General features: G+C 65.2%; 18 protein-coding genes. 7 read left to right on the forward strand and 11 right to left on the reverse strand.

Annotation, left to right across the window (positions count from 1 at the left end):
- Nucleotides 1-29 precede the first annotated feature (29 nt).
- Together B3P22_RS06455 and B3P22_RS06460 are read right to left on the reverse strand one after the other, a co-directional pair.
- Nucleotides 30-1,292, reverse strand: a complete 1,263-nt coding sequence (locus B3P22_RS06455) for a hypothetical protein (RefSeq protein ID WP_296270400.1) — start codon at nucleotides 1,290-1,292, stop codon at nucleotides 30-32.
- Nucleotides 1,289-2,008: a tetratricopeptide repeat protein gene (locus tag B3P22_RS06460; RefSeq protein WP_296270401.1), complete on the reverse strand. Its 720-nt coding sequence runs from the start codon at nucleotides 2,006-2,008 to the stop codon at nucleotides 1,289-1,291. Before B3P22_RS06460 ends, B3P22_RS06455 begins: the two co-directional genes overlap by 4 nt.
- Before the next feature lie 84 nt (nucleotides 2,009-2,092).
- Between B3P22_RS06460 and B3P22_RS06465 the strand changes: the two genes are divergently transcribed.
- Nucleotides 2,093-2,590, forward strand: a complete 498-nt coding sequence (locus B3P22_RS06465; RefSeq protein ID WP_296270402.1) for an acyl-CoA thioesterase — start codon at nucleotides 2,093-2,095, stop codon at nucleotides 2,588-2,590.
- Between the two features lie 73 nt (nucleotides 2,591-2,663).
- On the opposite strand, the gene B3P22_RS06470 is transcribed toward B3P22_RS06465, so the two are convergent.
- Nucleotides 2,664-3,203, reverse strand: a complete 540-nt coding sequence (locus B3P22_RS06470) for a zf-TFIIB domain-containing protein (RefSeq protein WP_296270403.1) — start codon at nucleotides 3,201-3,203, stop codon at nucleotides 2,664-2,666.
- Nucleotides 3,204-3,324: 121 nt separating this feature from the next.
- On the opposite strand from B3P22_RS06470, the gene B3P22_RS06475 reads away from it, so the two are divergent.
- On the forward strand, nucleotides 3,325-3,720 hold the full coding sequence (locus B3P22_RS06475) for a DUF3301 domain-containing protein (RefSeq protein WP_296270404.1): 396 nt from the start codon (nucleotides 3,325-3,327) through the stop codon (nucleotides 3,718-3,720).
- Between the two features lie 12 nt (nucleotides 3,721-3,732).
- Here the strand turns inward: B3P22_RS06475 and B3P22_RS06480 are convergent, their stop codons facing one another.
- Nucleotides 3,733-4,611: an alpha/beta fold hydrolase gene (locus B3P22_RS06480; RefSeq protein WP_296270405.1), complete on the reverse strand. Its 879-nt coding sequence runs from the start codon at nucleotides 4,609-4,611 to the stop codon at nucleotides 3,733-3,735.
- A gap of 36 nt (nucleotides 4,612-4,647) precedes the next feature.
- The gene (locus tag B3P22_RS06485) at nucleotides 4,648-5,625 is read right to left on the reverse strand and encodes a CobW family GTP-binding protein (protein ID WP_296270406.1); all 978 of its coding nucleotides are present in this window, start codon (nucleotides 5,623-5,625) and stop codon (nucleotides 4,648-4,650) included.
- A 95-nt stretch (nucleotides 5,626-5,720) separates the two neighbouring features.
- Here B3P22_RS06485 and B3P22_RS06490 point away from each other — a divergent pair, with 95 nt between their 5' ends.
- Nucleotides 5,721-6,071 carry an NADH:ubiquinone oxidoreductase gene (locus B3P22_RS06490; protein WP_275546355.1) on the forward strand — a complete coding sequence of 117 codons (351 nt, stop codon included), beginning with the start codon at nucleotides 5,721-5,723 and terminating at the stop codon, nucleotides 6,069-6,071.
- Between the two features lie 499 nt (nucleotides 6,072-6,570).
- Here the strand turns inward: B3P22_RS06490 and B3P22_RS06495 are convergent, their stop codons facing one another.
- The 3 genes from B3P22_RS06495 to dksA are packed head-to-tail and all read right to left on the reverse strand — an operon-like array spanning nucleotide 6,571 to nucleotide 8,858.
- On the reverse strand, nucleotides 6,571-7,215 hold the full coding sequence (locus B3P22_RS06495; RefSeq protein ID WP_296270407.1) for a DUF1826 domain-containing protein: 645 nt from the start codon (nucleotides 7,213-7,215) through the stop codon (nucleotides 6,571-6,573).
- Nucleotides 7,215-8,420: a zinc metallochaperone GTPase ZigA gene (zigA, locus tag B3P22_RS06500; protein ID WP_296270408.1), complete on the reverse strand. Its 1,206-nt coding sequence runs from the start codon at nucleotides 8,418-8,420 to the stop codon at nucleotides 7,215-7,217. The genes B3P22_RS06495 and zigA overlap by 1 nt, the downstream gene beginning before the upstream one ends.
- Nucleotides 8,421-8,435: 15 nt before the next feature.
- A complete protein-coding gene (dksA, locus tag B3P22_RS06505; RefSeq protein WP_296270409.1) occupies nucleotides 8,436-8,858 on the reverse strand; it encodes an RNA polymerase-binding protein DksA in 423 nt (140 codons plus the stop codon).
- A 71-nt stretch (nucleotides 8,859-8,929) separates the two neighbouring features.
- On the opposite strand from dksA, the gene folE2 reads away from it, so the two are divergent.
- Complete coding sequence (gene folE2, locus B3P22_RS06510) at nucleotides 8,930-9,817, forward strand: GTP cyclohydrolase FolE2 (RefSeq protein WP_296270410.1); 888 nt, start codon at nucleotides 8,930-8,932, stop codon at nucleotides 9,815-9,817.
- Between the two features lie 16 nt (nucleotides 9,818-9,833).
- Here the strand turns inward: folE2 and B3P22_RS06515 are convergent, their stop codons facing one another.
- Both B3P22_RS06515 and B3P22_RS06520 read right to left on the reverse strand, forming a co-directional pair.
- The gene (locus B3P22_RS06515; protein WP_296270411.1) at nucleotides 9,834-11,786 is read right to left on the reverse strand and encodes a DUF2207 domain-containing protein; all 1,953 of its coding nucleotides are present in this window, start codon (nucleotides 11,784-11,786) and stop codon (nucleotides 9,834-9,836) included.
- Between the two features lie 3 nt (nucleotides 11,787-11,789).
- The gene (locus B3P22_RS06520; protein ID WP_296270412.1) at nucleotides 11,790-12,353 is read right to left on the reverse strand and encodes a LemA family protein; all 564 of its coding nucleotides are present in this window, start codon (nucleotides 12,351-12,353) and stop codon (nucleotides 11,790-11,792) included.
- Nucleotides 12,354-12,458: 105 nt separating this feature from the next.
- Between B3P22_RS06520 and B3P22_RS06525 the strand changes: the two genes are divergently transcribed.
- The 3 genes from B3P22_RS06525 to B3P22_RS06535 all read left to right on the forward strand — a co-directional run bounded on the left by B3P22_RS06525 (nucleotide 12,459) and on the right by B3P22_RS06535 (nucleotide 15,414).
- The gene (locus B3P22_RS06525; protein ID WP_296270413.1) at nucleotides 12,459-14,378 is read left to right on the forward strand and encodes a DUF294 nucleotidyltransferase-like domain-containing protein; all 1,920 of its coding nucleotides are present in this window, start codon (nucleotides 12,459-12,461) and stop codon (nucleotides 14,376-14,378) included.
- Nucleotides 14,375-15,082, forward strand: a complete 708-nt coding sequence (locus B3P22_RS06530) for a 3'-5' exonuclease (protein WP_296270414.1) — start codon at nucleotides 14,375-14,377, stop codon at nucleotides 15,080-15,082. The genes B3P22_RS06525 and B3P22_RS06530 overlap by 4 nt, the downstream gene beginning before the upstream one ends.
- Nucleotides 15,083-15,252: 170 nt before the next feature.
- Nucleotides 15,253-15,414 carry a DUF2986 domain-containing protein gene (locus B3P22_RS06535; RefSeq protein WP_197859416.1) on the forward strand — a complete coding sequence of 54 codons (162 nt, stop codon included), beginning with the start codon at nucleotides 15,253-15,255 and terminating at the stop codon, nucleotides 15,412-15,414.
- A gap of 193 nt (nucleotides 15,415-15,607) precedes the next feature.
- Here the strand turns inward: B3P22_RS06535 and B3P22_RS06540 are convergent, their stop codons facing one another.
- Complete coding sequence (locus B3P22_RS06540) at nucleotides 15,608-16,510, reverse strand: LysR family transcriptional regulator (RefSeq protein WP_197859415.1); 903 nt, start codon at nucleotides 16,508-16,510, stop codon at nucleotides 15,608-15,610.
- Between the last annotated feature and the right edge of the window lie 130 nt (nucleotides 16,511-16,640).

Raw genomic sequence — 16,640 nt, forward strand, 5'->3', positions numbered from 1 at the left:
AGCTGCCCACTGGAGAGGGTGGCCGAGCGCTACAACGGCATGCAGCGCCCGTTGAAGCCGGACTCATGCGGGCCGTCGAAGCACAATTGGCCACGCTCATCGAGCTCGGCCAGGCGCGTCGGATAGTAGGGATTGCGGGCGTCCGGCATGTCGGTCAGGCGTTCGGCAGCAAACGCCCCGGCAGGCAGGCTCACCGCGACGGCGAGCAAGCGGCGCTTGGCCTCCAGGTCCTGCAAACGTCCGGCATACAGGCGCATGTCCGGGCCGGCGATAGCCAGCAGAATGTTGCCGGCCCGGTTGCGCATGCCTCCAACCGAGGTCGGCCCGGGCGCCGGCTCTTGCAGCGCGGCGGCGAACGCCTGCGGTTCCAGCTGCGACAACTCGGCGGCCCGCGCATAAGGCGCTAGGCTGGCATTGATGGTCATCTGCGGTCGGAAAAACAGTTTCAGGCCAAGGTATTCCCGGCCGGAGACGCTGTCTGGCAGTTGCGCATACTTCTGCGCGATGCCGAAGAACTCGCGCTGCATGGGCCTCAGCAGCGAACGCTCAGCGGCGCTGAACGGCGCCGGGATCTCCGGCCGCGGCGTCAGCCCCTGGCGATACAGGCGAACCTGCCACTCCAGATTGCGGTTGACCAGCACACCCAGGAGCATTTTCAGCACCAGGTTGTCCGCTTGCACCAGTTGCTGACGTAGCCGGCTCAACTCCCAACGCAATCCGGCCAGGGCCACATCACCCTGGCCATCGGTGGCCAAGTGCAGCACGAACAGATCGTAGACCTGCTGCCCCTTGTACACATAGGTCAGACGCGGCACCGGCTCGGCGAGGCTCACCGAGGTCAGCGTGCGGTAATCGTCCAGGCCGAGAAAATGCCGGTAGCGTTCGAGCAGAACGTTCTGCTCCGCAGTGATGGCCGGCAATTGTGAGGCCTGCGCCAGCAGCGTTTCAAAGCAGCCTGGCGTCTCGATCTGGCAGAACGATCGCCCCTCGGGCACCGCCAGGGTAGCGACGGCCGGCGCCGTATACTCGCCTTCGGTCACGCCGCGCCCGGCGTGCCAGCTTTGGTAATGCTGCAGACGCATGACGCCCAGCGCCTCGGGCTGCTGATCGACAGGCGCATCCAGCCCGCTCAGGTACAGGTAGGCATGGCTTTCGCCAGTCGCCGCCTGCACCTGTTGCTGCCAGTCCTGCACCTGGGCGCTCAGCGGCTCGTCACGCAGCCAGGCGCTGCCGCCGACCAGCAGCGCCAGCACCAGAATCACAACACCCAGCAGGCCGGCACGCCGGCTCACGGACGTACCTGCGCATCGACCTTGATGTAGTCGCCCGCCACGCTGATGCCCATGCCGCCATAGTCCTGGCAGCCATCGGCGAACACCTCCAGCACGCGCAGGGCAATGCCTTCGCGCAGCAATTGTACGGCGCAGCCGGTGCCGAGCTGCGCATCTTCCAGCTTCATCACTGCGCCCTCGCCTTGCAGGCGTCCCTCCAGATCACCGATAGCTGCCGGGCCGTATTCTTCCACCCGTGCACCGGCGCGCAGCGGCGAGAAGCTGGCGCGATAACCGCCCGCCGGGTCGGTGCTGATCTGCAATTCGCTCCATACCGCCTGACCGCCATAGCGCAGATAGAGGCCCTGCGGGCTGGCCGCCAGCGCCTGGTAATCCACCGCCTCGGCCACCTTGCCCATGTGCAGGCGGGTCGAAGAACCGCTGAGGTGGTTGTCCAACGCCACACCCAGCCAGGCCCGCGCCATGCCGGCATCGCCCGCGCGCAGATTGGCCAGAATCAGATTGTTCAAGGCCAGCTCCAACTGCGCCTCGTCGCCCTGCTCGACGCGGCGCAGTTGCCGCTTGAAGGACTCGATGGCCGCCTCGAAACGACCGGCCTGATAGGCGGCCGTGCCTTCCTGGTTGCACTGCGCCGGTGTATCGCACGATTGTTCCGCCAGTACCGGCAGGGCGAGCAGGCCAAGAAACATAAGGGGAATGTGGCGCAAGGGCATCATCTGGCATCCTAACCAAGCAAAAACTCATAGTAGCCGCGCGACGCACAGCACGGCAGCGCACAGCCTCCCAATTTCGGAGTGACCATGGAAGCCGGAACCGCACAACTGACGATGACCGTACTGATGACCCCGGACATGGCCAACTTCTCCGGCAATGTGCACGGCGGCACCCTGCTCAAGTACATGGACGAGGTGGCCTACGCCTGCGCCAGCCGCTACGCAGGGCGCTACGTGGTGACTCTATCGGTCGACCAGGTAATGTTCCGCGAGCCGGTGCATGTCGGTGAGATGGTCACCTTCCTCGCCTCGGTCAACTACTGCGGGCGTACCTCCATGGAGGTGGGTATCAAGGTGATCACCGAGAACATCCGCGAGCGCTCGGTGCGCCACACCAACAGTTCCTTCTTCACCATGGTGGCGATGGACGAGCAGGGCCGTCCGGCCGTGGTACCCGAACTGCACCCGGACACCCCCGACGGCCTGCGCCGCCAGCGCCAGGCCAAGCAACGCCGGCAGATTCGCGAAGAGCTGCAGCAGCGTTACCAGGCGCTGAGCGAGGAGAAGAACCAGGCCCAAGCCTGATCGCGTAAGGCACAAGTAACCCGTCGCCGGCACATCTGGCGGGTTGCATCCGTCCTACGTGTTGCCGCGTTCCTCAGTCGTGACCGATATAGAACAGCAGCTCACGCCGCTGCGGATGGTCCTTGAGCCAGGCGCGGATTTCGTCGGCACGGGCGATGGCGTCCACGCCGGCGATGCGGCTGAAGCGCTCACGGCGTGCCTGTTCGCTGGCCTCCTGGCGCACCTGGCGCTGCCAGGCGTCGGTGAAGATCGCCGGCATGCGCTGGCTCAGCTCCAGGGCTTTGAGCAGTTGCCACTCGCCACTGTCCAGCCAGGCTTCGTCGCAGGTGCCGCACAAATCCAGACGATTGGCGCGGGTGCCGCTGATCTGAAACTTGCTCATCAGCTTGGCGCACTTGGGGCAGCTCAACGCATGGCTGGTTTCACCCACTTCGGTTTCCGCTTCAGCGGCTAGCGCCGCTGGCGTTTCCTCTGCCGGCTGGCGCTCGGCCCAGTCGCGATAATGCAGCAGGCTGACCAACGTGCCCGAGCACTGCGGGCAACCGTGGGCGAGCAGGCCATCTTCGAGTTTCGCCGGTTGCAGGCGACTGGTCCGGCAGGCGGGGCAATGCATGGTGACGTCCTTTTCCTGTGAAGTGCGCGAACGCTAATGCACAGCCGACGCAAGGGCAAGCTGGATGCTGAGAACTGGGCAGCAGATAGGCTAAGCTCTGTCTCCCTGATCCGGAGTCGTCATGATCAACCTGTTCGATGTCTTCCTGCTGATGCTATTCGCCGCCGTCTGCGCCTGGCTATGGCGCGGTCACGGCATTCGCGAGCGGGCGCTGGCGCTGGCCAAGCAGCACTGCGCCAAGCTCGACGTGGAACTGCTCGATGGCGCCGTGGCGTTGCGCCGCCTGGCCATCCAGCGTGACAGCAAGGGGCAACGGCGCCTGGCGCGGCTGTATGACTTCGAATTCACCGTCACTGGTGAGCAGCGCCTGCGCGGGCATATCAGCATGTTCGGCGCGCATCTCGGGCGCATCGAACTGGAGCCTCACCCGGTGCTGGAACCGCAACCCGAGCCGGTTGCGGTGCAGCACCCGGGCAACGTCATTCAACTGGAAGACTGGCGGCGCAAGGCGCAGTAGCGCCCGCCCGCTTCAACCCCGCTGCAGCAGGAAATCGGCCACCCGCTCGGCGCTGTCCGCCGGCTGCTCCTGCATGAAGCAATGCCCGCCCGGCACCACCTGGCTGCGCACGTGGGCGTTGCTCGCACACCAGCGCGCCACTGATCGCGCCACGAACGGGTAAGTGCTGGCACCATGGATCACTTCGGTCGGTGTCGTCACCTTGGCCAGCGATGGCCACAGGCGACGCGGATAGGAGCCGAAAATCTCCGCTTCGCGGCTCGGCCGGCACTTGAGTTCGACGCCACCGGCCACGTCTTTCAACGCATGCTCGACATAGGCATCGAACGCCGCCTCGTCCCAGCCGCGGAACATGCCGCGGCCATGCAGTGCAGCATGCGCACTGGCGCGATCCGACCACTGCCGGCGGCGCTTCTGCGCCTTCTTCGCCATGCCGGTGCGCTGCGCCAGGCCGACCACGTCGGACAACGCCATCACGCCGATCATTGCCGGGCTGAACAGTACCGGATCGAGCAGCACCGCGCGCCGGAAAAGCTCGGGGTGACGCGCCAGGATCAAACTGCTCAGCACGCCGCCAAAGCTGTGACCGAGGGCGAAACGCGGTACGTCGCCGAACGGCGCGCGCAATGCCTCGAACGCCTCTACCGCCAGCTCGGCGCTGCGGTTCCAGCCATGGAAACGGCCAGCGTGATCGCTGTCGCCATGGCCCTGCACGTCGCACAGCCAGAGGTCGAAGTCCTTGGCCAACAGCGCCAGCATCGGCGTGTAGACGCGCCCGCAGTAGCCGTTGCCGTGCAGAAAGTGCAGCAGCGGTTTGCCCGATGGCGGCGTATGCCAGCCGCGCAGGGTGAAACCGGCAGAAGTGTCATGAGACCAGGGCAGCAATTGCATGAAAGTTATCCACAGCGACGAACGCCGGCGAGTGTATCAGTCAGTTGCAACGATTCGGCAGGCGGCGAACGAGACGCTGAGCGCTTCGACGTCCTGCGCCTGATCGAAGATCAGCTCCAGCCGCGAATCCTTGCGCCATTCGCTGGCGCTCCAGTCGGGCAATGCCTGCGTCTGCAACGCATTCAGCGAGCGCCAGCCATCGGCTCCGCGCAGCACCGCCTTGGCCCGGCGCCAGCCCAGGTTGCGTAACCAATGCGCAACCTGCGCGAGGTCGAAGACCTGCTCGGGATGCCAGCGCCAGCCGATGCTCCAACCGTCAGACTGAGCCTGCACTTGGCAGATCGGCTCGGCGGCGTTGCGCCAGATCTGCATCAGGGCCGGTGCAGCTGTGGGTAACTCGACCTCCACCGGAGCCGGCGAGGCCTGCGCTGTAACCCCCGGCAGCAAGGCCAGGTCGAGCCGCCCCTGCTCAGCCCAGTGCAGCGGAAGCGGCGGCAGGTTCGCGGCAATTCGCGCACGACTCGGCTCATCCAGCCCAGCGCTCTTGTTCAACAACAATAGCCCGGCCTCGCCCAGCGCCTGACGCTGCACGGCCGGCAGCGGTTGGCCTGCCGCCAGTGCAGCGGCATCCAGCACCAGCAGCGCCGGCTGCACAGCCAGCACGCCAACCCAGGGCGGCTGACGCAATTGCGCCAGCAACTGCGCCGGATGGCCCAGGCCGGACGGCTCGATCAGCAGGCGATTTGGCCTGGCCTTGCGCAGCAGGCGGCCAAGGCCGACCTGAAATGGCGCGCCGTTGACGCAGCACAGGCAACCGCCGGCCACCTCGGCCAGGGCAATGCCATCGTCGCCCTGCTCGAGCAGGGCAGCGTCCAGGCCAATCTGGCCGAATTCGTTGATCAGCACCGCCCAGCGCTCGCCTGCTGGCTTCTGCGCCAGCAGGTGGCGGATCAGGCTGGTCTTGCCGGCACCCAGCGGGCCGCCGATGAGATGAGTAGGGATTTGACTGAGCATGAATCTATCGTCGGTGGTTCGCCAGGCAAGTGCCAGCACAGACTGCGAGGAAGCAGCATGGTAGATTCGCCGGCAGTTTTTCGGGAGTCGAAACGATGCGTGCATGGCTGTTGCTGTTCTCTCTGCTACCGGGCCTGGCCCTGGCCGAGGCCTGCGTGGTGCATAGCCAGGCCGAGCGCCTGGACGTGAAGGTCTGCCAGGAAAACCGCAATATTCCCGCCGCGCTGTTCCGTGACGGCTTCTGCCAGCCGCAATTGCAGGGGCAGACAGTCGAGGTGGAGTTTGTCGAGCAGTGCCCGCAGGGTGCCTACGGCATTTGCCAGAACGCGCGCGCCGGCAGCGACCTGTACCAGCAGGATATCCACTACTACGGTGTGGCCAGCGACGCGCTGTATCTGGAGCCGGCCTGCAAGACGCAATATCAGGGCACATGGATCAAGCCCTGAGCCCTGCGCATCGAGCGACGCGGGTCTGAATATCGTAGGGCGGGTGCAACCCGCCAAGCTGCAACTGGCGGGTTGCACCCGCCCTGCGAGGAAACGCAGCGCCCCTGACATCAAAGTGTCACCAAACGAGCGCCTAATAGAGATGGGTACCTCACGTAACCCTCATGCCCGAGTCACGCGTCGGCATGATCTCTTGGTGCTTAAGGCCGGAGCAGTCGCTCCGGCCTATTTTTTGGTGAGGTCCCATTGCAGTGGATAGCGTCTCGTAGGAGCCGCGCCCCGCGGCGAATGGTGGTCACACCGCAATTCTTCCTGAACAACCACGGCCGCTTCGCCCCGAGGCGGGGCTCCTACTGGTGCCTGCGGGCAATGCTCAGGCTAGCGAATAGCCCGGATGCAATCCGGGGATGCTGGCGCACTGCAGCTGGACGATACATCGTCGGCAAACCGGCTCCTACAGCCTACGTAACGCCCCCGTAGGAGCCCGCTTGCGGCGATGTCAGGCCAGCCAGTCCAGGGTCAGCAGCAAACGCCGCTGTCCGACCGGCGGCTGCGGCGAGCGGTGGATCAGCCCGCGGCCCTCGTTGCCCTGCCATTTCTCGCCCTTCGCCAGCGCCACATGCCCGGTGTCCAGGCGCTGAATCAACACCTCGTCCTGCGGCTCGGCAGTCGGCTGACCAAGTGCGCTGCGCGGCATGGCGCCCTCTTCCAGCCAGTCGCTGCCGACGCCGGCATAGCTGGTGATCAGCCGCAGCGGCACGTGGTCGACGTGAAAGCGCGGGCACATGGCTTTGTCCAGCGCACGCAGACGCAAGCCGATGCGCTGGGCGTCGAGTAGGCAGGCGTAGGCGCGCACCAGCCAGCCCACGTCGGCGAGAAAGGCCGCCTGGCCGGGCAGGTCGGCGTACTGCGCGACCAGGCCGTCGAGTTTCGGCTCGCTGTCCGCACGCGGCAGCTCCAGGGTAATGGATTGCGCCAGCGGCTCGCCCTGAGCCAGCAGCGCTTCGGCGAAGTCGGCGATCTGCGCCGGCAGGCGGCGCTGCCAGACGGCCAGATTGACGCCGTCGTGCAGCACGTCGCCAAGCACCTGGATATCCTCGCCCAGCACCTGCCGGGCGACATTCGGCAACTGCAGGGCGAACATCAGGCCGCCTCCTGCTGCCAGGCACCGAACGGATCGGCCAGCAGACGCCAGGCATCGGGGCCACCTGCCATTTCCGCATCGGTCAGCAGGCAGTCGTCCAGCTCACGCACCAGGCGGGCGAAATCGATGTTCTGGCCGATGAACACCAGCTCCTGGCGGCAATCGCCAACCTCGGCGCTCCAGTGCTGCATGATCGTCTGCAGACCTTCCTCGTCCTGCGGCCAGTGCTGCTTGGCCACGAAACGCCACCAGCGCCCGGCCAGGCCATGACGCATCAGGCCGCCGGCCTGCGACCAACTGCCGGCCTCCTGGTATTTGCTGGCCAGCCAGAAGAAGCCTTTGGAGCGCAGCAGGCGGCCATTGCTCCACTCCTGCGAGAGGAAGTCGAAGAAGCGCTGCGGATGAAACGGCCGGCGCGCACGATAAGCGCTGGAGGCGATGCCGTATTCCTCGGTCTCCGGCACGTGCTCGCCGCGCAGCTCCTTGAGCCAGCCCGGCGCCTGCGAGGCGCGGTCGAAGTCGAAGCGACCGGTGTCGAGGATCTTGTCTAGGGCGATCTGGCCCATGCTCATGGCCTGGATGTCGGCGTGAGTGTTGAGGCCTCGGAGGATGGCCATCAGTTCCTCGCGCTCGGCCTGGCTGATCAGGTCGATCTTGCTGATCAGAATGACGTCGGCGAACTCCACCTGCTCGATCAGCAGGTCGGTGATCGAGCGCTCGTCCTCTTCGCCCAGAGTCTCGCCACGGCTGGCCAGGCTGTCGGCCTCGTGGAAGTCGCGCAGGAAATTCACCCCGTCGACCACCGTGACCATGGTGTCCAGCCGCGCCAGGTCGGACAGGCTGCGGCCCTGCTCGTCGCGGAAGGTGAAGGTCTCGGCGACCGGCAACGGCTCGCTGATGCCGGTGGATTCGATCAGCAGGTAGTCGAAGCGGCCGTCGCCGGCCAGGCGGGCGACCTCTTCGAGCAGGTCTTCACGCAGGGTGCAGCAGATGCAGCCATTGCTCATCTCAACCAGCTTTTCTTCGGCGCGGTTGAGGCTGACGTCGCGCTGCACTTCGCTGCCGTCGATATTGATTTCGCTCATGTCGTTGACGATCACCGCGACCTTGAGGCCGTCGCGGTTTTTCAGCACATGGTTGAGCAGGGTGCTTTTGCCGGCGCCGAGAAAGCCGGACAGCACGGTTACGGGTAGACGCGGGTTCATGGAGTGTTCCTCGTTTCAGTCACGGTCACGCTGATGTTTTTCGCGCTGCTCCTGGCGCTCCTTGGCTTCGATGCACAGGGTCGCGGTGGGGCGCAGCAAGAGGCGCTTGAGGCCGATGGGTTCGCCGGTTTCGGCACACCAGCCGTATTCGCCTCGCGCCAGGCGTTCGAGCGCCTGGTCGATCTTGTCCAGCAGCTTCTTTTCCCGCTCCAGCAGGCGCAGCTGCCACTGCCGTTGCTCCTCGGCGGCGCCGATGTCGGCCACGTCGCTGCTGGTGTCGGGCTGGCGCAGCTCGGTGAATTCTTCGTCGATGCGCGCCTGCAACTCGGCACGCTGGGCCAGCAGCAACTCGCGGAAGAAGCGCTGCTGAGCGTCGTTCATGTAGTCATCCGCTGGCTGGGCCAGCAGTTCGGCTTCGGTGGGCAGGGTCAGGATCATGGCAAATCGGCTGGCTTGTTTTAATTGTTATAACATAACATTAAACGCTGACAGCAACCCATGGATTTGCGATGAACGAAAAGCCTCTGCCGGATATAGCCGCCCAAGCCACTCACCATGATCTGCCGCTGGACTGGGTCGGCATGACCGGCATCGCCCTGCCCATTCGCCTGGCGGGCGCGGCGGTGACCGCCAGCGTCGATATCGGTGTCAGCCTCGACGATGCCGGTGCACGCGGCATTCATATGTCGCGCCTGTACCTGGCGGCGCAGCGCCTGGCGCATCGGGAACTGGACGTGGCTGCCGTGCTGCAGGTGCTGGATGATTGCCTGAGCAGTCATCAGACACTGGCCGACAGCGCCACGCTGACCCTGCGTGGCGAGGTGGCGCTCGAGCGTCCGGCGCTGGTCAGCCCGCTCGCCGGCTGGAAGGCCTACCCCTTCGAACTGCGCGCCAGGCAGGACGGCCGCGGGGTGAACATCGAATTGCAAGTCGAGGTCGGCTACTCGTCCACCTGCCCCTGCTCGGCGGCGCTGGCCCGGCAGCTGATCCAGCAGCGTTTCGCCGAGACCTTCGCCCAGGCGCCGCTGGATTATCTGGAGGTAATCGACTGGCTCGGCTCGACCCAGGGCATCGTCGCCACGCCGCATAGCCAGCGCAGCACCGCGACCCTGCAGCTGCGTCTGGCGCCGGGCTGCACCGAGCTGCCCGTGCTGGCGCTGATCGACAGCGCCGAACAGGCCCTCGGCACGCCGGTGCAAACAGCGGTGAAACGCGCCGATGAACAGGCTTTCGCCCTGGCCAACGGGCAGAACCTGATGTTCTGCGAAGACGCCGCGCGCCGCCTGCACCGCGCCTTGGGCCAACTAACGCAGGCCAGCGCCTTCCACCTGAAAGTCGTGCACGCGGAGAGCCTGCACGCCCATGACGCGGTGGCGGCGGTCAGCCACGGCTGGTGAGATCGGCAGCCTCCTCTTACCAGCCACCGCCACCACCACCGCCGCCGCCACCACCGGACGAGCCACCGCCACCGGAGCCGCCGGAGGAGCTGCCAAAGGACGAGGAAGAGGAGCTGGACGGCGCAACAGATGCCGTCGCCATCGCGCGACCGAGGTTCGACGACAGGCTGCCGCTCAACGACTGCGGGCTGGACAGGCTACGCCCCGAATACCAGTCCGGTTTGTAGCCGCCCTGCGGCGCGCTCACCAGGCCGCTCGCCAGGGCCTGCTCGAAGCGCGCACTCCACTGTTGCTCGACCCCGAGCGCCATGGCGTAGGGCAGGTGCTGCTCGTACAGTGCGATGCTCATCGCCGGCGCCTCGGCCACCTTCTCCATCAGCTCGCTTTCCGCCAGTCGCAGGTAGTCGCGGTAGCCTTCGAGCTTGTCGAGCAACTCGCGACCATGCAGGGTCGGCGCCTCGAGCAACCAGCGGAACAGGATGCAGGCCAACGCGAACAGCAGCACCAGGCCCAGGCTCCAGACCGTCAGTGCCGGGACGGTACTGGCCATCATGGCCAGCACCAGCAGCCCTACCGCGCCGAACGTCGTGGAAAAGAGCAACCCGACGATCATCTGCACATACTGCCCGGCGCGCCATCTATTCACGCCAATGAACAGACCGCCGACACCGACCGCACCAAAGGCCATTACGAACAGCGACATCATGCAAACGACGAAGAGATCGCCACCGCTCAACCCTGGCAGCAGGGTCAGCGGTACGCCCAACAGCGCCAGGATCACCCCACGCCACCACTGCTTGCGGTTGAGCCTGAAACAGGCTGCGTGATAGTTCTCGCTGATGCTGGCGCGCAAGGCCTCCAGCGCATTCTTCAGACGGGGCTGGTAGGTGCTGCCCACGGTCAGACTGGAGGCGGTTTTGAACAGCGCGTCATAGACCTTGCGCTCACCGGGGTGCAGCGGTGGCACCGGCTTGCCGGCGGCCTTGAGGGTGTAGGCATCGCCACTATCGGACAGGTGTACGGCGCGCTTGATCGCCATCGAGGTCAGCGCCACGCTGAGCGCCCTGGCCGGTTCGTAACGCCCGCTGAAGCCCTGGTTCCAGACGAACCCGGCAGCCGCTGGCGACAGGCCTTCCGGCGCCTGGAACAACGGAATGATCAGGCCCTTCGCCGGGTCACGTCCGACTTGCCGCCACTGCCAGATGAAATAGCCCAGCATCGCCAGCAGCATCAGACCGCCCAGCGGCAGGCCGGGATTGTCCTGCAGCACCCAGAGCAGCCGCTGGTACGCCGATGGACGTTTGATCGGCCCGGCAGGCCAGGCCACGGCAATGGTGAATCCTTCACGCGCATCCAGCGACTGGGTGGTTTCCATCCGCAGCAGCGCGTCGTCCTGCGCTACAACCCGGAAGTGCTTGTCCAGCGCGCCACGCCGCCCGGTATAGCCGTCGACTTGGAGGATCTTCGCGCCTTCCGGCAGATGCACGCTGATACGCGCCCTGTCGATGGGAAACAGCCAGTCGTTGCCGGTGACGTTCCAGTACAGCTCGTCCTCGCTCGGCCGTTCGATCAATTGCCGATCGGTGACATAGACGATGCGATAGCGATGCTGCCCCGGCTCCAGCTCGCGGTTGGCCGAGCCGATGCGAATCCGCTCGACGGCGCCCAGCGACTCCAGCTGGTAGGGCTCTGCCCGGCCGTTGCGCTGCACTTCCAGCACCTTGAAGCCGACGCTGCGCAACAACTGCTCGCGGCTGATCATCCGCACCGGAAAGTCGCGGAAGATGCCGCGGCTGATCCGGTAGCCGGCGGCCTGCACGGTGATCAGCTCGGTGACCTGCAGGCTGCCATCGGTGCGCACCTCGACGCTCACGGAGTAGTCGCTGATGCGTTCCTCCTCATTGGCCAGCGCAGCGCCCGCCAGGCTCAGCAGCAGCAAACAGAAAAGCGGTTTGAGCCATCCCGGCATGAATCAGAACTCCATTTTTGGCGATTGTGCCTCGCGCGCATCGGCGAGGGCGAAATACTCGGCAGTGGCGAAGCGCAGCGCCTTGGCCACCAGATTGCTCGGCGCCGACTCGACGAGGATGTTCAGCTCGCGAACCGCGCCGTTGTAGTAGCGGCGCGACATCTGAATCTGGTCCTCGACCTCGCTGAGCGCGCGCTGCAGGGCGACGAAATTGCCATCGGCCTTCAACTGGGGATAGGCCTCGGCGAGGATCATCACCCGCATCAGCGTCGTGCCCAGTTGCGACTCGGCTGCCCCGCGCGCAGCCACCGCGTCGCCCTCATGAGTCTGGGCATTGGCGCGTTGCGCGGTCAGTGCTTCCAGGGTGTCGCGCTCGTAGTTCATGTATTCGCGCAGCGCTGCCACCAGGTTGGGAATCAGGCTCGAACGGCGCTTGAGCTGCACATCGATCCCGCTCCACGCCTCGGCCACCCGATGACGATTGAACACCAGGCGGTTGTAGCACCAGATCACGTATCCCACGGCCGTCACGGCCAGTGTCATGCCTATCCATTGCCAGGCTTGCATGCCTTTTTCCTTACCCCGCTATGCTGTTTGCTACAGCATCAGCATTTTCTCTCCCCACCATGACAGGTATGGTGGGCCCATGTCCCACGCGCGCGCGAGCTATTCATGCAGATCGAGCTGATCGAAATCCGCGATCACCTGAGCCGTTTCCCGCCTTTCGATGACCTGCCGGAGGAAACCCTCGACACCCTCGCCGGCCAGGTACAGGTCAGCTACTTCAAGGCCGGCAGCGAGATTCTCGCCTATGGCGCCGAGATTCACGAACTGCATTACGTACGCAGCGGCGCGGTGGAAATCTACCGGCGCAATGGCGAACTGCACAACCGCCTGACCGAGGGCGATATCTTCGGCCAGGCCGGCCTGCTGCGCGGCAACAAGGTGCGCCTGGGCGCCAGGGCGCTGGAAGACAGCCTGATCTACTTCATCCCCGGCCCGCTGTTTCAGCAGCTTTGCGACCAGTTCGACAGCTTCGCCGATTTCGTCGAGGCCGAAGGCCAGTCGCGGCTCAAATCCGCTCTGGAAGACAGCCACGGCAAAGCCAGTGAGCTGATGAAGATCAAGGTGCGCAAACTGATCGGTCGCTCGCCGGTCAGCGTCCCGCTGGACATGCCCGTGCAACAGGTGGCGAAGGTCATGAGCGAGCAGAGCGTGTCCTCGGTCATCATCGTCAACCCCGGCAGGCGCTGGCCCAACCCCGCCCAGGTGCAGGTGGCCGATCAGCAGACTCAGGTCATGGCCGGCATCCTCACCGACCGGGACCTGCGCATGCGCGTACTGGCCGAAGGGCTACCAGGCGACACGCCGGTCAGCCAGGTGATGACCCCCGGCCCGGTTACCGTGCAGGCCGACGAGTCGGTGTTCGAGGCCATGCTGTGCATGCTACGCAACAACATCCACCACCTGCCCGTGCTGCAACGACGCCGCCCGGTCGGCATGATCTCGCTGGCCGACGTCATTCGCTACGAGTCGCGCAGCAGCCTGTACCTGGTCAACAGCATCTTCAACAAGAACTCGGTGGAAGGCCTTAGGAGCCTGCTGCCGGACCTGCACGCCACCTTCGTGCGCATGGTCGCCGACGATGCCAGCGCGCACATGGTCGGCCGCGCCATGAGCAGCATCGGCCGCGCCTACAGCCGGCGCCTGCTGGTGCTTGCCGAAGAAAAGCTCGGACCACCGCCGGTGCCTTACTGCTTCATGATCGCCGGCTCGATGGCCCGCGATGAACAGTTGCTGCTGACCGACCAGGACAATGCCCTGGTGCTCGACGACAGCTTCGACGCGGAAAAGCACGACGCCTACTTCGCCGAACTGGCGCAATTCGTCAGCGACGGCCTGGCCGCCTGCGGCTATGCCTATTGCAAGGGCGGCATCATGGCCAGCAACGCCAAATGGCGCCAGCCGCTGAAAGTCTGGCGGGGCTACTTCAACCAGTGGATCGAACAGCCCAACCCGCAGACCCTGCTCAACAGCAGCATCTTCTTCGACCTCGATGGCGTGTACGGCAAGACCGCGCTGGTGGAAAACCTCAAGGAATTGCTGGCGGAAAAAGCCAGCGCCACCCCGGCCTTCCTCGCCGCGCTGGCGCGCAACGCGCTCAACCGCACGCCGCCGCTGGGCTTCTTCCGCACCTTCGTCATGGAAACCGACGGCCGCCAGAAGAACATCATCAACCTCAAGGGCCGCGGCACGGCGCCGCTGACCGACCTGATCCGCGTACACGCCCTGGCGTGCGGCTCCAAGGCACAGAACTCGCTGGAACGCCTCGATGCCATCGCCGCCACCAAGCTGCTGCCCCAGGAAGCGCTGGATCATCTGCGCTATGCCTTCGAGTTCCTCAGCCTGGTGCGCATCCGCCACCAGGCCCGTGAAGTCGAGGCCGGCAACCCACCCGACAACTATGTCGAGCCGGAGAAATTCAGCTCCAGCGAACGCCACCACCTCAAGGAGGCCTTCCAGGTGGTGAGCAATGCGCAGAAATTCCTGCGCTTTCGCTATCCGGCCCAGCCCCTGTCTCGTCCGCAATGAGTACGTATCAGAATCAGGACTGGCCGCAACTCTTCGCAGAACGCGCCGCCAGCAGCCAGGACGAGCGCCTGCGGGCCTATTACGGCGCCGGCTGCATCGCCGCCGACACGCCATTGGCGGATGTGCCGCTGGTCGCGCTGGACGTGGAAACCACCGGCCTCGATCCGCGTGAACACGCCATCGTCAGCCTCGGCCTGGTGCCGATGAGCCTGCAACGCGTCCGCTGCGCCGAATCGCGCTACTGGGTGGTCAAACCCACTGGCGAACTGAGCGCCGAGTCGGTGACCTTCCACCACATCACCCATTCCGACATCCGCCATGCGCCTCGCCTGGCGCATGTCCTGGACGAACTGCTCGAAACCCTGGCCGGCAAGGTGGTGGTAGCGCACTACCGCAACATCGAGCGAGGCTTCCTCGACCAGGCTGTGCGCCAGCATCTGGGCGAAGGGCTGGTGTTCCCGGTCATCGACACCATGGAGCTGGAAGCCCGGCTGCATCCCAAGCGCACACTGAGCTGGTGGGACCGCCTGCGTGGCCGCGAGCCCATCTCCATCCGCCTGGCCGACAGCCGCCTGCGCTACGGCCTGCCGCTGTACTCGGCGCACCATGCGCTGACCGACGCCCTGGCCTGCGGCGAACTGCTGCAGGCGCAGGCAGCGACGCATTACCCGGCGCATACGCCGGTCGGGGCGCTCTGGAGCTGAAACCAACCGCCCACTTTGCAGGAGCGGCTTTAGCCGCGAAGCTTTTGCTTTCCAATGCCGCGTTGCAAGCCTGGCATTAGGTAGCTGGGGGGGGGTTGAGCATAGCGGTACGCATCCTGCGGGCTCCGCGTGAGGACATCAACAATTTAGGACAGGGCAGACTCACAACCATGAATCGCCGCAAGAAGATCAAGCAACTGCTCGAAGCCCACGCCAAGAAGGCCAACGCCAAGCTCGCGCCTAAAAGCAACAAACCCAAGTACATCAGCAAGGCTGACAGGGCGAAGTTGGCGGCTGAAGCGGATCAAGAGCCTGTCACGCCCGCTGAGTAAAGCTTGGGGTATCCATGTGAAGTGCGGACACATCGAAAAAGCCGAAAGCATCGCGGCTGAAGCCGCTCCTACAGGGCTTAGACAAGTAGGGTGGATAAAGCGAAGCCAATCCACCGCCGGGCGGGAGGATGCTGAGGCGTGACTGGCTGAGCAGCGTCTTGCGGCCAAGCCCTTCCCGCAGGGCTCAGTGGCGCTAGCCCAATACCCTGTCGGCCGTATAAATCGCCTCGTCGAGAAACACGTTTACCGCTGGATGATCGCGCTCGCCCTTGCGGTAGGCGAGGAAGACGCCGCGCTGGATATCCGGCAGCAGCGGCACGGCGGTGACGCCGGGCAGCGGGCGCACCAGGCGCAGGCCGGAAACGATGGAGATGGAGTTGCCCGAGGCGACCATGGCCGCGACCATTTCGAAGCCTGCGCAGTGCGCATTGATGCGCGGCGCATAGCCGGAGCGGCGGCACAGATTGGTGATGAACTCGCCGAACGAGCTACCCGAGGAATCCAGCGCCCAGGCTTCATCACGCAGGTCGGCGACGGTCAGGCTATCGCGCCTGGCCAGGGCATGGTCGATGGGCAGCAGCACGTGCAGCAGATCCTGGGTCAGGGGAATCAGGGCGTAGTGCTCGCGATTTTCGTCCGGGGTCACGGCGAGGTCGTCGATCACCGCCACGTCGATCTGCCAGGAGCCCAGGGCACTGAGGCTTTCCTGCGGCTCCAGATCCAGCACCACAACGTTCAGCCGCGGATAAGCGCTGCGCAGTGCGCGCACGGTTTCCGCAATCACCGCCACGGCGATCGAGGGAAAGGCCGCCACCCGTAGTTCGCCGGCGATTTCGCCGCGCAGCAGCGCCAGCTCCGAACGCGCTTCGTCGAGCACCATGAGGATGCGCTCGGCATGCGCCACCAGCCGCTCGCCCGCCGGAGTCAGCACCACGCCGCGCCCGCGCCGCTCGATCAACGCCACCTCGACTTCACGTTCGAGCTGGGCGACCTGCTGCGACACGGCAGAAGGCGTCAGGTGCAGCGACTCGGCAGCCGCCGCCATGGTGCGGCAGCGAGCCAGTTCGCGCAGGGTTCGCAGGCGGGTGAGGTCCATGGCGCGATCTCAATAGTTAAGTGACGCTAACGAATACGTTAAAAATAAATCAGTATACATAATGATAGGGCCGTTCTTAGATAGAGGCATCCACACGCGCGTAACCGGGCGCGTGTCCGTTCAATCGACA

Source organism: Pseudomonas sp. UBA6323 (genome assembly GCF_002439135.1).
Taxonomy (GTDB): domain Bacteria; phylum Pseudomonadota; class Gammaproteobacteria; order Pseudomonadales; family Pseudomonadaceae; genus Aquipseudomonas.

What these genes read in the sequence shown, in the direction of transcription:
- B3P22_RS06460 (WP_296270401.1), bottom strand. Translation starts at nt 2,008, where the DNA reads ATGATGCCCTTGCGCCACATTCCCCTTATGTTTCTTGGCCTGCTCGCC.
- B3P22_RS06465 (WP_296270402.1), top strand. Translation starts at nt 2,093, where the DNA reads ATGGAAGCCGGAACCGCACAACTGACGATGACCGTACTGATGACCCCG.
- B3P22_RS06470 (WP_296270403.1), bottom strand. Translation starts at nt 3,203, where the DNA reads ATGCATTGCCCCGCCTGCCGGACCAGTCGCCTGCAACCGGCGAAACTC.
- B3P22_RS06475 (WP_296270404.1), top strand. Translation starts at nt 3,325, where the DNA reads ATGATCAACCTGTTCGATGTCTTCCTGCTGATGCTATTCGCCGCCGTC.
- B3P22_RS06480 (WP_296270405.1), bottom strand. Translation starts at nt 4,611, where the DNA reads ATGCAATTGCTGCCCTGGTCTCATGACACTTCTGCCGGTTTCACCCTG.
- B3P22_RS06485 (WP_296270406.1), bottom strand. Translation starts at nt 5,625, where the DNA reads ATGCTCAGTCAAATCCCTACTCATCTCATCGGCGGCCCGCTGGGTGCC.
- B3P22_RS06490 (WP_275546355.1), top strand. Translation starts at nt 5,721, where the DNA reads ATGCGTGCATGGCTGTTGCTGTTCTCTCTGCTACCGGGCCTGGCCCTG.
- B3P22_RS06495 (WP_296270407.1), bottom strand. Translation starts at nt 7,215, where the DNA reads ATGTTCGCCCTGCAGTTGCCGAATGTCGCCCGGCAGGTGCTGGGCGAG.
- zigA (WP_296270408.1), bottom strand. Translation starts at nt 8,420, where the DNA reads ATGAACCCGCGTCTACCCGTAACCGTGCTGTCCGGCTTTCTCGGCGCC.
- dksA (WP_296270409.1), bottom strand. Translation starts at nt 8,858, where the DNA reads ATGATCCTGACCCTGCCCACCGAAGCCGAACTGCTGGCCCAGCCAGCG.
- folE2 (WP_296270410.1), top strand. Translation starts at nt 8,930, where the DNA reads ATGAACGAAAAGCCTCTGCCGGATATAGCCGCCCAAGCCACTCACCAT.
- B3P22_RS06515 (WP_296270411.1), bottom strand. Translation starts at nt 11,786, where the DNA reads ATGCCGGGATGGCTCAAACCGCTTTTCTGTTTGCTGCTGCTGAGCCTG.
- B3P22_RS06520 (WP_296270412.1), bottom strand. Translation starts at nt 12,353, where the DNA reads ATGCAAGCCTGGCAATGGATAGGCATGACACTGGCCGTGACGGCCGTG.
- B3P22_RS06525 (WP_296270413.1), top strand. Translation starts at nt 12,459, where the DNA reads ATGCAGATCGAGCTGATCGAAATCCGCGATCACCTGAGCCGTTTCCCG.
- B3P22_RS06530 (WP_296270414.1), top strand. Translation starts at nt 14,375, where the DNA reads ATGAGTACGTATCAGAATCAGGACTGGCCGCAACTCTTCGCAGAACGC.
- B3P22_RS06535 (WP_197859416.1), top strand. Translation starts at nt 15,253, where the DNA reads ATGAATCGCCGCAAGAAGATCAAGCAACTGCTCGAAGCCCACGCCAAG.
- B3P22_RS06540 (WP_197859415.1), bottom strand. Translation starts at nt 16,510, where the DNA reads ATGGACCTCACCCGCCTGCGAACCCTGCGCGAACTGGCTCGCTGCCGC.